This window comes from Allobosea minatitlanensis, from assembly GCF_964020775.1.
The window spans coordinates 4,639,221-4,651,257 of the sequence record NZ_OZ224509.1 but is presented as its reverse complement, the minus strand read 5'-3'; the positions used below and the strand labels follow the sequence as shown (position 1 = coordinate 4,651,257).

Below are 12,037 nucleotides of genomic sequence, written 5' to 3'. Positions count from 1 at the left end.
CATGCCCCCCCATTGCTTCGTCATCGGCCATCCCATCGCGCATTCGCGTTCGCCGCTGATCCATGGCGAATGGCTGCGGCATTACGGGCTGGCCGGCAGCTACGAGGCCATCGACGTCGCCCCGGCCGATCTGCCGGCCTTCATCGCCAGGCTGCGCGCCGGCGCATTCGCCGGCGGTAACGTCACTGTGCCGCACAAGGAGGCGGTGATGGCGCTGGTCGACGAGGTCAGCGAAGCGGGCCGGGCGGTGGGCGCGGTCAACACGCTGTGGCGCGACGGCGAGCGGATCTTCGCCGACAACAGCGATGTCTCCGGCTTCCTCGCCCATCTCGACGCCACCGTCCCCGGCTGGGATGACCAGGTGGGCACGGCCCTCGTCCTGGGAGCGGGCGGGGCCGCGCGCGGCATCGCCTTCGGCCTCAAGGCGCGCGGCATCGGCCGCATCCTGGTGGCCAACCGCAGCCGCGGGCGCGCCGAGGAGCTGGCGTCGTCGTTCGGCGCGCCGTTGACGGCGGTCGACTGGGAGCGGCGCGGCGAAGCGGTCGGCGCGGCCGATCTCGTCGTCAACACCACGGCGCTCGGCATGCAGGGCAAGCCGCCGCTGGAGCTCGATCTTTCGCGCCTGCGCCCCGGCACCATCGTCGACGATATCGTCTATGCGCCGCTGAGAACGGCGCTGCTCGCCGCGGCGCAACGGCGCGGCGGCATCGTCGTCGACGGGCTCGGTATGCTGCTGCACCAGGCCGTGCCGGGCTTCGGCCGCTGGTTCGGCGTCACGCCGCAGGTGACGCCGGCGCTGCGCGATCTGATCGAAGCCGATATCCTCAAGGCGTGATTCGCAAGGAACGCGCATGACCTTCGTGCTGGGCCTCACGGGCTCGATCGGAATGGGCAAATCGACGACGGCCGCTCTTTTCGAGAAGCGGGGCGTGCCGCTGCACGATGCCGATGCGGCGGTGCATCGCCTGCATCGCGGCCGGGCGGCGGCGCCGATCGCGGCGGCCTTTCCCGGAACGGTCGTCGACGGCGTGGTCGACCGCGCCAGGCTCGGCGCCGCGGTGCTCGGCAGCCCCGATGCGCTCAGCCGGCTCGAGGCGATCATCCATCCGCTGGTGCGGGAGGAGGAGGAGGCTTTCCTCGCCCGCTGCCGGACGCAGGCGGCCGGGCTCGCCGTCATCGACGTGCCGCTCCTGCTGGAAACCGGGGGCGAGGGGCGGTGCGACGCGGTGCTCGTCGTCACGGCCCCGGCCGCGGTCCAGCGCGAGCGCGTGCTGGCGCGTCCGGGCATGAATGCGGAGAAGCTGCAAGCGATCCTGTCGCGCCAGATGCCGGATGCCGAGAAGCGCCGCCGGGCGCATTTCCTTGTGGACACCTCGCGCGGTCTCGTGGCCGCGGAGCGGCAGGTCGGCTCTATCCTCGCAGCACTGGCCGGCCGGCCCGGAGGCGGAGCGGCGGCGACCTACAGGGCGAGGTCCTGACCCGATGCGCGAGATCGTTCTCGATACCGAAACCACCGGCGTCGAAGCCCATAACGGCGATCGCATCGTCGAGATCGGTTGCGTCGAGCTGGTCAACCACTGTCCGAGCGGCCGCACCTTCCACGTCTATATCAACCCCGAGCGCTCGATGCCCGTGGAGGCCTACAACGTTCACGGGCTTTCCGAGGAGTTCCTGTCGGACAAGCCCGTCTTCGCCGCGGTCGCGCAGGATTTCGCCGAATTCATCGCCGGCGCCAAGCTGGTGATCCACAACGCCGCCTTCGACATCGGCTTCATCAACATGGAGTTCAAGCGCCTCGGCATGGCGCCGGTCGAGCCGGCTTTCGTGGTCGACACGCTGTCCATGGCGCGCCGCAAGCATCCCGGCGCCTCCAACAGCCTCGACGCCCTCTGCTCGCGCTACGGCATCGACAACAGCCGGCGCACCAAGCACGGCGCGCTGCTCGATTCCGAGATCCTGGCCGAGGTCTATATCGAGCTGATCGGCGGCAAGCAGGCTTCGCTCGGTCTCGGCGTCGAGGCGGCGGCCGGGCGCCCGGGCCTCGCCGCGCCCATGCTGGAGCGGCCGCAGCGCCAGCGCCCGCTCGCGCCCCGGCTGGACCAGGCCGCCCTCGCGGCGCATGAGGCCTTCATCCTCAAATCCCTGAAGGCCCCGCTCTGGAAGGGCTATCTCGGCATCGCCGACGAGGCGGCGCAGTAGATCTGAAGCGCTACGAAGCCTTCCGCCGCGACAGCATGTTGAGCGCCTCGACCAGGGCCGAGAAGGCCATCGCCGCGTAGATATAGCCCTTCGGCACATGCACGCCGAAGCCCTCGGCGATCAGCGTGCCGCCGATCATCAGCAGGAAGCCGAGCGCCAGCATCACGATCGTCGGATTGTTCTCGATGAAGCGTGCCAGCGGGTCGGCGGCGAGCAGCATGGTCAGCACCGCGACGATCACGGCGATGACCATCACCGGAAGATGCTCGGTCATGCCGACGGCGGTGATGATCGAATCGACCGAGAAGACGAGGTCGAGCAGCAGGATCTGGACGATGACGCTGCCGAAATTGGCGGCGGCGCGGCCGCCGTCGAACAGGTCCGGGCCCGGATCCGGGTCGACCTTGTGATGGATTTCCTTCGTCGCCTTCCAGACCAGGAACAGGCCGCCGGCGATCAGGATGAGGTCGCGCCAGGAGAAGGCATGGCCGAGGACCGAGAAGACCGGCGCGGTGAGCTTGACGATGACCGCGACCGTGCCGAGCAGCGCCAGGCGCAGGACGAGCGCCAGCCCGATGCCGATCCTGCGGCCCCGGGAGCGCTGATGCTCGGGCAGCTTGTTGGTCAGGATCGAGATGAAGATCAGGTTGTCGATGCCGAGCACGACCTCCATGGCGATCAATGCCCCGAGCGCGGCCCACACGGCCGGGTCGGAGGCGAGCGTCACAAGGGCGTCCATCGGGTCTCCATCGGATAGGGTCTGGCGGGAGCCGCCACAGCCGGTCCGAGATGGCGAGGCGCCGATGGCTGCGCAAGAGCAATAATCAGGCGCAACAAACGAAAAAGGGCCCGCGAGGGGCCCTTTCCGATGTCGGGGGAGCGGTGCTCAGGCGTTGACGGCGCCCGGCTGACCCATCTCCTGCATGCGCTGCTGGTAGAGCGCGGCGAAATCGATCGGCGGCACGTAGAAGGGCGGGAAGCCGCCGTTCTGCACCGCCTCGGCGATGATCTGGCGCGCGAAGGGGAAGAGCAGGCGGGCGCAGTCGATCACCAGCACCGGATGCATGTGCTCTTCCGGGATGTTCTGCAGGCGGAAGACGCCGGCATAGCTCAGGTCGAAGGCGAACAGCGTCTCGTTGTTGAGCTCGGCCTTGCCCTCGAGCTTCAGCACGGTCTCGTAGTCGGTGCCGCCGAGGCTGGTCGTGCCGACATTGACCTGCAGCGACATCTGCGGGCCCTGCTGGGCGTCCTGCTGGGCGAGGGCGCGCGGCGCCTTGGGGTTCTCGAACGAGAAATCCTTGGTGTACTGGATCAGGGCGTTGAGGCTCGGAGCCGTATCCGCGGCGCCGGCGCCGTTGCCGTTGGGAAGTTCGTTGGCCATCGGTCCCATCTTGTTCTGGCAGGCTGTGTCGGGAAATCCCGCGCCGGTTTCGGGCATGCGGGACTGCGCTCCGCCTCCGGGGCGACGCGCGCGTCGGCTATCATGGACGGCAGGGACGCACAAGAACTCGCCTTCACAAGGCCGGGGGTGGATGTTACGAGCCTGTCTCACCATATGACGGTGGTGACGGCCTGCCGCCGGTGTTCTGGCAGAGGCCCGGACCATGACGAGACGGGAGCCGCGGGTCAGCCTTCGATGCAAAATTCCTTCGACATAACGACTCTGGTCTTCTTGGCTCTGGCCGTTTTCGTCGCCTGGAAGCTGCGCTCCGTCCTTGGCCAGAAGACCGGCCACGAGCAGCCGCCAAAGGACCCCTTCGTCCGGCGCGAGACGCCGCCGCTGCGGCCGGACCAGGCCCAGGACAAGCGCGACAACGTCATCCGCCTGCCGGGCGCGGCCAATGATCCCGCCGCCGCCGCTCCGTCGGCGGCCGAGCGCTGGAAGGATATCGCGCCGCCGGATTCGCCGGTCAGCAACGGCATCGAGGCGATCGTCCGGCAGGAGCCGGCCTTCGATCCCCAGGCCTTCATCGGCGGCGCCAAGGCCGCCTACGAGACCATCGTCACCGCCTTCGCCCGTGGCGACCGCAAGGCGCTGAAGAACCTGCTCGCCAAGGATGTCTATGACGGCTTCGAGCAGGCGATCACCGAACGCGAGAAGCGCGGCGAGAAGGCCGAATTGAACTTTGTCTCGATCGACAAGGCCGAGTTGACCGGCGTCGAGGTCAAGGGCAAGGCGGCGCAGGTCACCATCGCCTTCGTCTCGCAGCTCATCAGCGTCACGCGCGATGCGCAGGGCAACGTCGTCGACGGCAGCGCCGATCAGGTGTCGGAGGTCAACGACATCTGGACCTTCTCGCGCCAGCTCGGCAGCAGGGACCCCAACTGGCTTCTCGTCGCCACCGAAGCCGGGGCGTGAACCGTGGCGCCGCGGCCGCGCTCGCGCTGCTCGCGGCCCTTGCACCGGTTCCGATGACGGCCATGGCCAACCCTCCCTTCCCCCTGCCGGACGGCGCCCGCGCCGAACCGGCGACGCCCGGCGGGATCGCCGGCTGGCGGCAGGACGACCAGGGCGAGGCCTTCGCCGTCTTCGCGCGGGGCTGCATGGCGGAGCCGCCGCTGCGGCAGGCGGTGGCTTTGCCGGACGTGCTCGCCGCCGCCTGCGAGAAGGCGAAGGCTCTGGCGGCGGCCGGTTCGGTCAGCGCCGATGAGGCGCGCGGCTTCTTCGAGCAGAATTTCAGCTTCTGGCACATCCGTCCGGCAAACGCCGAAACCGGCTTCATGACCGGCTATTTCGAGCCCGAATTCGAGGGCTCCCTCACCCGCTCCGAGGCCTTTCCGACGCCGCTCTATGCCCGCCCGAAGGATCTGGTGACGCGGTTTCCCGAGGATGACTGGCCCGGCCTCGACAAGGCGCTCTCCGCCGCGCGCCGCACCGGCAAGGGACTCGAGCCCTTCCCGGACCGTGCCGCCATCGAGACCGGCGCGCTCGACGGGCAGGGGCTGGAGATCCTCTGGCTGCGCGACCCCGTCGACCGCTTCGTCCTGCAGGTGCAGGGCTCCGGCCGCGTACGCCTGCCCGACGGCAGGGTGACGCGGCTGGTCTATTCCGGGCGCAACGGCCTGCCCTATACCTCGCTCGGCCGCGTGCTGAGCCAGCGCGAGAACATCCCGCCCGAGCAGATGACGATGGACCGCCTCGTCGCGCGGCTGAAGGCCGATCCCGCCTTCGCGCGCGATCTCATCCGGCTCAACCGCTCCTTCGTCTTCTTCGCCCGCCGCGACGACCTGCCGGCCGAGGCCGGGCCGATCGGCGGCGCCGGGCTGCCGCTGACGCCGCTGCGCAGTATCGCCATCGACCGCAATCTCTGGCCCTACGGCCTGCCGGTCTGGATCGACGCGGCCCTTCCCGACGGAGCGGGCGGCACGGCGCCGCTGGCCAGGCTGACCGTCGCGCAGGATACCGGTTCCGCCATTCTCGGCCCGGCGCGGCTGGACCTCTTCGTCGGCTCCGGCGAAGCGGCCGGGCATCGCGCCGGGCTGATCCGGCATCCCGTCTCCTTCACCGTGCTCTGGCCGCGTTGAGATGCGCTCGCGCCGGGGCAAGACGCTGAGCGAGGCCGATATCGCGCTCTGGCGGCAGGTGGCGCGCTCGGTCAGGCCGCTGCCCGGCCGCGCGCCGCCCGAGCCGGAGCCGGAGCCGCCCGCGGCGCCAGTCCCGACCGAAACCTCGGTTCTCCTCGTCGCCGGCATGGCCTTGGCCAAGGCCGCACCGCCAGCCGCACCGCCTCTGGCGCCGCTCGAGCGCCGCCTGCGCACGCAGCTCCGCCGCGGCCGGCAGGAGGTCGAGGCCTCGATCGACCTGCACGGCATGCGGCAGGACGAGGCGCATCTGGCGCTGCGCGGCTTTCTGCGCCGCGAGCAGGCGCGCGGCACTCGCATCTGCCTCGTCGTCACCGGCAAGGGCGGTCCGGCGCCGGCGCTGTTCGGCGCCGAGCGCGGCATCCTGCGCCGGATGGTGCCGCTCTGGCTGGGCCTGCCGGAACTGCGCCCGCTGATCCTGGGCTTCGAGGAGGCGGAGCAGCGTCATGGCGGCTCGGGCGCGCTCTATGTGCGCCTGCGCCGGCTCAGGGAGCAGGGCGCATGACCCCTTTCGGCCGGCGGGTGCGCGAGCTTCGCGAAAAGCGCGGGATCACGCTCGCCCGGATGGCCGCGGGTCTCGGCGTCACGCCGGCCTATCTCTCGGCGCTGGAGCACGGCAAGCGCGGCCGGCCGACCTTCAGCCTGATCCAGGGCGTGATCCACCAGCTCGGCGTGATCTGGGACGAGGCCGACGAGCTGGTGCGCCTCGCCGACCTCTCCCATCCGCGCGTGACCGTCGACACGGCCGGTCTGGAGGCGGAAGCGACGCTCTTCGCCAACCGCCTGGCCCGCGAGATCGCCGCGCTCGACCTTGCGGATCTGCGCCGCCTCGGCGCCGTCCTCGACGAGGCCGCGGCGCGCCGCGACCGGCCGGCTTGACCCGGAACCGGTCGGATGCGACACGGCGGCCACCTCTCCTTCCGGCCATCGAGCGCCGCCCCACCCCGGATCCGCCATGACCAGCACCCGCACGGACGTCCTCGCCCTCGGCAACGCCATCGTCGATGTCCTCGCCTCCGCCGAGGAGGATTTCCTCATCGCGCAGAAGCTCACCAAGGGCGCGATGATGCTGATCGACGAGGCGCGGGCGGAATCGCTCTTCGCTGCGATGGGGCCGGCGCGCATCGTTTCCGGCGGCTCGGCCGCCAACACCATCGCCGGCCTCGCCTCCTTCGGCGGCAAGGGCGCCTTCATCGGCAAGGTCCGGGCCGACGAGCTCGGCAAGCTCTACCGGCACGACCTGACCTCGCTCGGCGTCGCTTTCGGCACCGCAGACGCGACGGAAGGTCCGGCGACGGCGCGCTCCTTCATCATCGTCACGCCGGATGGCGAGCGCACGATGAACACCTATCTCGGCGCCTGCCAGGGCCTCTCTCTCGCCGATGTCGACGAGAAGGCCGTCGAGAGCGCCGATATCGTCTATCTCGAAGGCTATCTCTGGGACCCGCCGGCGGCGAAGGAAGCCTTCCGCAAGGCGTCCGAGATCGCCCACAGGGCCGGCGGCCGCGTCGCCATCACCCTGTCGGATTCCTTCTGCGTCGATCGCTACCGCGACGAGTTCATCGGCCTGATCCGCAACCGCACCGTCGACCTCGTCTTCGCCAACGAGCATGAATTGAAGAGCCTCTACCAGACCGCCGATTTCGACACGGCCCTGTCCTGGCTGCGCTCGGAGAACATCCTCGCCGTGGTCACGCGCTCGGAGAAGGGAGCGCTGGCGGTGACGCCCGACGGCATCGTCGAGGAGCCGGTCTTCCCGGTGGAGCGCGTGGTCGACGCCACCGGCGCCGGCGACCTCTTCGCGGCGGGATTCCTCTACGGCCTGACCTCGGGCCGCGAGACCCGCGATTCGCTGCGCCTCGGCGCGCTGGCGGCGGCCGAGATCATCTCGCATGTCGGCGCGCGCCCGGATGTCAGCCTGAAGACGCTGGCAGGCAACGAAGGGCTGCTGTGAGCGCCACGGCTGAGGGCACACCACGATTGTCATTCCGGGGCGGCCCTCTGGGCCGAGCCCGGAACCCACGACCGGGTACGTCCGAATTACAATTTCCGCTGCATCGCTGAACGCTCGGCCTCACTCCATCGTGGAGGCCTTCGCTGCGCGATGCGCCGGAATGACAAAACGGGCTTCCCCTCAGTACAGCGTCGCCTTGACCCGCTCCGGCAGCGCCTCGTCATAGGCCTTGCCGTCGAAGGTTTCGACCGCCGCGTTGCGCGCGGTGATGTCGCGCAGGATCGTGCCGGGCGACGGCAGGGACCGCTTGTCGACATGCCGCTCCGGATTCCAGAGCTCGGCCCGCACCACGGCGCGCGAGCACTGGAAGTAGACCGACTCGACATGGACGATCATCACGCTCGCCGGCAGCTTCCCGGCCATCGCGAACTGCGAACACAACCCTGAATCGCAGGAAATCTCCGCGCGTCCGTTCACGCGCAGCGTCTCGCCGCAACCGGGGATCAGGAAGAGCATTCCGATTCGATCGTCGAACAGGATATTCTTCAACGAATCCAGCCGGTTATTCCCTTTTCGGTCCGGAATGAGGAGCGTTTTCGCGTCCCGGACCGTGACGAAGCCCGGCAAATCCCCGCGCGGCGAACAATCCAGCCCCTCCGGACCGACCGTCGCGAGCACGAAAAACGGCGAGGCGGCGATCAGCGCTGCATAATTCTCGTCGACATGATCGATCTCCTTGAAGACCGAAGCCGGTGCGGCCGGGCTGGGATAGGCGCGGGCGAGATCGTCGAGCGAGGCGATGCGGTGGTCTGACATGCCGGTCTCCATGGAGCGGCATATGTCTAGACTATTGCCGAAGCTGCGTCACCTGGCGCCGCGCGCCGCGGTCCCTCCGGTCATCCCCGCCCGGCAATGGCCTCGGCCAGCCCGCCCGGATTCTCCCAGGCCATGGAATGGCCGGCCTTCGGCACGATGCGGAGATCGACCCCGATCCCGGAAAGGCTCTCCGCCTCGGCATAGGGAAGGGAGTTCTCGTCGATGATCATCGTCCGGGGCAAGGTCGGGCAGCATCCGCCGTCCGCGCAATGCGGGCGCCGCCGCCACGGCCGGCTAGTCGCATGAGGAGGCGCAGCCGAGTCCGTGGACGAAGAGCAGGCGGTCCTTCGCCGGCAAGATCGTGATAGCGCAGACGGCTTTCGGTTCCGGGCTCATGGCTTCGCCATGCCCCGGAATGACGGTGGCGGTTCCGTACGGAATCGGAATGACGGTTGCCGGGCCGCGTACGGTATTCAGTCCGGTGCTCCAGGCCCTTGCACCGCTCCGGGCTGTCAGCATCGTTGCGGCGGGCGCGGAATGCGAAACGCCCCGCATCCGGGGATGCGGGGCGCGCTTCGTTTCACGTGAATCCGCTTGGAGCGATTACTCGCCGGCGGCCTGCTTCTCGCGGGACTTCTCGGCCTCGCGCTCGGCCTTCAGCTTCTCGGTGATGTCCTCGCCGGTCTCCTGGTCGACGACCTTCATCGAGAGGCGGATCTTGCCGCGCTCGTCCATGCCGAGGAACTTCACCTTGACCTTGTCGCCTTCCTTGACGACGTCCTGGACCTTCTGGACGCGCTTGGGGGCGAGCTCGGAGATGTGGACGAGGCCGTCCTTGGCGCCGAAGAAGTTCACGAAGGCGCCGAACTCCATGATCTTGACGACGGTGCCGTCATAGATCGTGCCGGTCTCCGGCTCGGAGACGATCGACTTGATCCACTTGATCGCGGCTTCGATCGACTTGCCGTCGGCCGAGGCGATCTTGATGGTGCCGTCGTCCTCGATGTTGACCTTGGCGCCGGTCTTCTCGACGATCTCGCGGATGACCTTGCCGCCGGAGCCGATGACTTCGCGGATCTTGTCGACCGGGATCTTCATCGTCTCGATGCGCGGCGCGAACTCGCCGAGCTGGCCGCGCGAGGCGGAGAGCGCCTTGGCCATCTCGCCGAGGATGTGTTCGCGCCCGCCCTTGGCCTGGTCGAGGGCGACCTTCATGATCTCCTCGGTGATGCCGGCGATCTTGATGTCCATCTGAAGCGAAGTAATGCCTTCTGCAGTACCCGCGACCTTGAAGTCCATGTCGCCGAGATGGTCCTCGTCGCCGAGGATGTCGGAGAGCACCGCGAAGCGCTCGCCTTCCAGGATCAGGCCCATCGCGATGCCGGCAACCGGCGCGCGCAGCGGCACGCCGGCATCCATCAGCGCCAGCGAGGTGCCGCAGACGGTGGCCATCGAGGAGGAGCCGTTCGACTCGGTGATCTCCGAGACGACGCGCAGCGTGTAGGGGAACTCGCCCTTCGGCGGCAGCATCGGGTGGATGGCGCGCCAGGCGAGCTTGCCATGGCCGATCTCGCGGCGGCCGGGCGAGCCCATGCGGCCGGTCTCGCCGACCGAATAGGGCGGGAAGTTGTAGTGCAGCAGGAAGGTCTCCTTGTAGGTGCCTTCCAGCGAGTCGATGAACTGCTCGTCGTCGCCGGTGCCGAGCGTGGTCACGACCAGCGCCTGCGTCTCGCCGCGGGTGAACAGCGCCGAGCCGTGGGTGCGCGGCAGGATGCCGGCCTGGGCCACGATCGGGCGCACGGTCTTGCCGTCGCGGCCGTCGATGCGGATGCCGTCGTCGAGGATGTTCCAGCGCACGATCTTGGCCTGCGCTTCCTTGAACTGGGCGCCGACCTTGTCCTTGGCGAAGGTGGTCACGCCGTCCGGCGTCTCGGAAACCAGCGCGGCGACGACCTTGGCCTTGACGGTGTCGACGGCCTTGTAGCGCTCGGCCTTGGCGGTGATCTTGTAGGCGGCGCGCAGATCGGCCTCGCCCAGCTTCATGATCGCGTCGAGGATGGCGGAATCGTCCGGCGGGTTGAAGTCGCGCGGCTCCTTGGCGGCCTTCTCGGCCAGGCGGATGATCGCCTCGATCACCGGCTGGAAATGCTTGTGGCCGAACATCACGGCGCCGAGCATGATCTCCTCGGAGAGCTCCTTCGCCTCCGACTCGACCATCATCACGGCGTCCTGGGTGCCGGCGACGACGAGGTCGAGGGCCGATTCCTTCATCTCCTCGATCGTCGGATTCAGCTTGTAGGCGCCGTCGATATAGCCGACGCGGGCGCCGCCGATCGGACCCATGAAGGGCACGCCGGAGAGGGTCAGCGCCGCCGAGGTCGCGACCATGGCGAGGATGTCGGGATCGTTCTCCAGATCATGCTGGAGGACGGTGACGACGACCTGCGTGTCGTTCTTGTAGCCTTCGACGAAGAGCGGGCGGATCGGGCGGTCGATGAGGCGGGAGACCAGCGTCTCCTTCTCGCTCGGGCGGCCTTCGCGCTTGAAATAGCCGCCCGGGATGCGGCCGGCGGCGAAGGTCTTCTCCTGGTAGTTCACGGTCAGCGGGAAGAAGTCGAAGCCGGGCTTCGGCTCCTTGGCCGAGACGACGGTGGCGAGCAGGACGGTCTCGCCATAGGTGGCCATCACGGCGCCGTCGGCCTGGCGGGCGACCTTGCCGGTTTCGAGGACGAGCTTGCGGCCGCCCCAGATCAGTTCTTCGGTTTGGATGTCGAACATGTGTTTCGTCTTTCGGTCGGGTTCGACCCGTCCGGTGCCTTCAGGCCCATGGGCAAGACGGCGGAGCGCTCGGGCTGTGAGAGGTTGGCGCCCGAGCGCTCGGCGATCCTGCCATGGACGTCTTTCGGCGCCCGGCGGGTCACGCGGGAGGGCCGCCCCATGCGGCCGCCGCGGCAGTTAGGCGCGCCGCCCCTACAACATCGGATGTATCCGATGTTGTAACGACATGGTAGATCATCGTTATCGCGTCCGGAAGGACGCGCGATGATCCAGCGGCATCGCCCGAAAAGGTGCCGCCCGGAGCGGAAGGCACCGGGCGGAAACGGCTTTCGGCCTTCGATCAGCGGCGGATGCCGAGCCTCTCGATCAGCGTCTTGTAGCGGGCCTCTTCCTTGCCCTTGAGGTAGTCGAGCAGCGAGCGGCGCTGCGAGACCAGCTTGAGCAGGCCGCGGCGGGAGTGGTTGTCCTTCGCATGCGACTTGAAGTGGCCGGTGAGGTTGTTGATGCGCTCCGTCAGGATCGCGATCTGGACCTCCGGCGAGCCGGTATCGTTCGGCTTGGTGGCGTATTCCTTGAGCAGCGCGGTCTTGCGCTCGGCCGTGATCGACATCGGGGAATCCTCTGTTGGGGTTGATCTGGCGGGCCTGGCCGGGATGTCGTCCAGCGAGGTCCGGAGTCCGCGAGCCGCCTCATCGCGGAGGGGTCGCG

Annotated in this window: 14 protein-coding genes; 8 read left to right on the top strand and 6 right to left on the bottom strand. The window is 68.7% G+C overall.

The genetic code is table 11. The features are described from left to right. Position 1: 1 nt before the first annotated feature. Genes ACWH43_RS22785 through dnaQ form a run of 3 tightly spaced genes read left to right on the top strand, consistent with a single transcriptional unit; the run spans position 2 to position 2,199 of the window. Positions 2–835, top strand: coding sequence for a shikimate dehydrogenase (locus ACWH43_RS22785; protein WP_158445730.1), 834 nt, complete (start codon positions 2–4; stop codon positions 833–835). A 16-nt stretch (positions 836–851) separates the two neighbouring features. Beyond that, entirely contained in the window at positions 852–1,478 is a 627-nt protein-coding gene (gene coaE, locus ACWH43_RS22780) for a dephospho-CoA kinase (protein ID WP_158445729.1), read from the top strand. 4 nt (positions 1,479–1,482) lie between these two features. Next, positions 1,483–2,199, top strand: a complete 717-nt coding sequence (dnaQ, locus tag ACWH43_RS22775; RefSeq protein WP_158445728.1) for a DNA polymerase III subunit epsilon — start codon at positions 1,483–1,485, stop codon at positions 2,197–2,199. 10 nt (positions 2,200–2,209) lie between these two features. On the opposite strand, the gene ACWH43_RS22770 is transcribed toward dnaQ, so the two are convergent. Both ACWH43_RS22770 and secB read right to left on the bottom strand, forming a co-directional pair. Beyond that, the gene (locus ACWH43_RS22770) at positions 2,210–2,938 is read right to left on the bottom strand and encodes a TerC family protein (protein ID WP_158445727.1); all 729 of its coding nucleotides are present in this window, start codon (positions 2,936–2,938) and stop codon (positions 2,210–2,212) included. A 147-nt stretch (positions 2,939–3,085) separates the two neighbouring features. Beyond that, complete coding sequence (gene secB / locus ACWH43_RS22765) at positions 3,086–3,580, bottom strand: protein-export chaperone SecB (RefSeq protein ID WP_158445726.1); 495 nt, start codon at positions 3,578–3,580, stop codon at positions 3,086–3,088. Between the two features lie 255 nt (positions 3,581–3,835). On the opposite strand from secB, the gene ACWH43_RS22760 reads away from it, so the two are divergent. The 5 genes from ACWH43_RS22760 to ACWH43_RS22740 all read left to right on the top strand — a co-directional run bounded on the left by ACWH43_RS22760 (position 3,836) and on the right by ACWH43_RS22740 (position 7,735). Next, a complete protein-coding gene (locus ACWH43_RS22760) occupies positions 3,836–4,558 on the top strand; it encodes a Tim44/TimA family putative adaptor protein (protein WP_448153645.1) in 723 nt (240 codons plus the stop codon). Then, positions 4,555–5,724, top strand: coding sequence for a murein transglycosylase A (gene mltA, locus ACWH43_RS22755; protein ID WP_158445724.1), 1,170 nt, complete (start codon positions 4,555–4,557; stop codon positions 5,722–5,724). The genes ACWH43_RS22760 and mltA overlap by 4 nt, the downstream gene beginning before the upstream one ends. 1 nt (position 5,725) lies before the next feature. Next, positions 5,726–6,286 carry a Smr/MutS family protein gene (locus ACWH43_RS22750; protein ID WP_158445723.1) on the top strand — a complete coding sequence of 187 codons (561 nt, stop codon included), beginning with the start codon at positions 5,726–5,728 and terminating at the stop codon, positions 6,284–6,286. Beyond that, positions 6,283–6,660 carry a helix-turn-helix domain-containing protein gene (locus tag ACWH43_RS22745; protein WP_158445722.1) on the top strand — a complete coding sequence of 126 codons (378 nt, stop codon included), beginning with the start codon at positions 6,283–6,285 and terminating at the stop codon, positions 6,658–6,660. Before ACWH43_RS22750 ends, ACWH43_RS22745 begins: the two co-directional genes overlap by 4 nt. A gap of 76 nt (positions 6,661–6,736) precedes the next feature. Next, positions 6,737–7,735, top strand: a complete 999-nt coding sequence (locus ACWH43_RS22740; protein WP_158445721.1) for an adenosine kinase — start codon at positions 6,737–6,739, stop codon at positions 7,733–7,735. A gap of 180 nt (positions 7,736–7,915) precedes the next feature. Here the strand turns inward: ACWH43_RS22740 and ACWH43_RS22735 are convergent, their stop codons facing one another. The 4 genes from ACWH43_RS22735 to rpsO form a co-directional block, all read right to left on the bottom strand. Next, positions 7,916–8,563: a pyridoxamine 5'-phosphate oxidase family protein gene (locus tag ACWH43_RS22735; protein WP_375797049.1), complete on the bottom strand. Its 648-nt coding sequence runs from the start codon at positions 8,561–8,563 to the stop codon at positions 7,916–7,918. A 68-nt stretch (positions 8,564–8,631) separates the two neighbouring features. Next, complete coding sequence (locus tag ACWH43_RS22730; protein ID WP_260349631.1) at positions 8,632–8,793, bottom strand: hypothetical protein; 162 nt, start codon at positions 8,791–8,793, stop codon at positions 8,632–8,634. A gap of 361 nt (positions 8,794–9,154) precedes the next feature. Then, positions 9,155–11,329, bottom strand: coding sequence for a polyribonucleotide nucleotidyltransferase (pnp, locus tag ACWH43_RS22725; RefSeq protein WP_158445720.1), 2,175 nt, complete (start codon positions 11,327–11,329; stop codon positions 9,155–9,157). Between the two features lie 340 nt (positions 11,330–11,669). Continuing rightward, positions 11,670–11,939 (bottom strand): 30S ribosomal protein S15, encoded by a 270-nt coding sequence (rpsO, locus tag ACWH43_RS22720; RefSeq protein ID WP_158445719.1) that lies wholly within the window; start codon positions 11,937–11,939, stop codon positions 11,670–11,672. Positions 11,940–12,037: the final 98 nt, after the last annotated feature.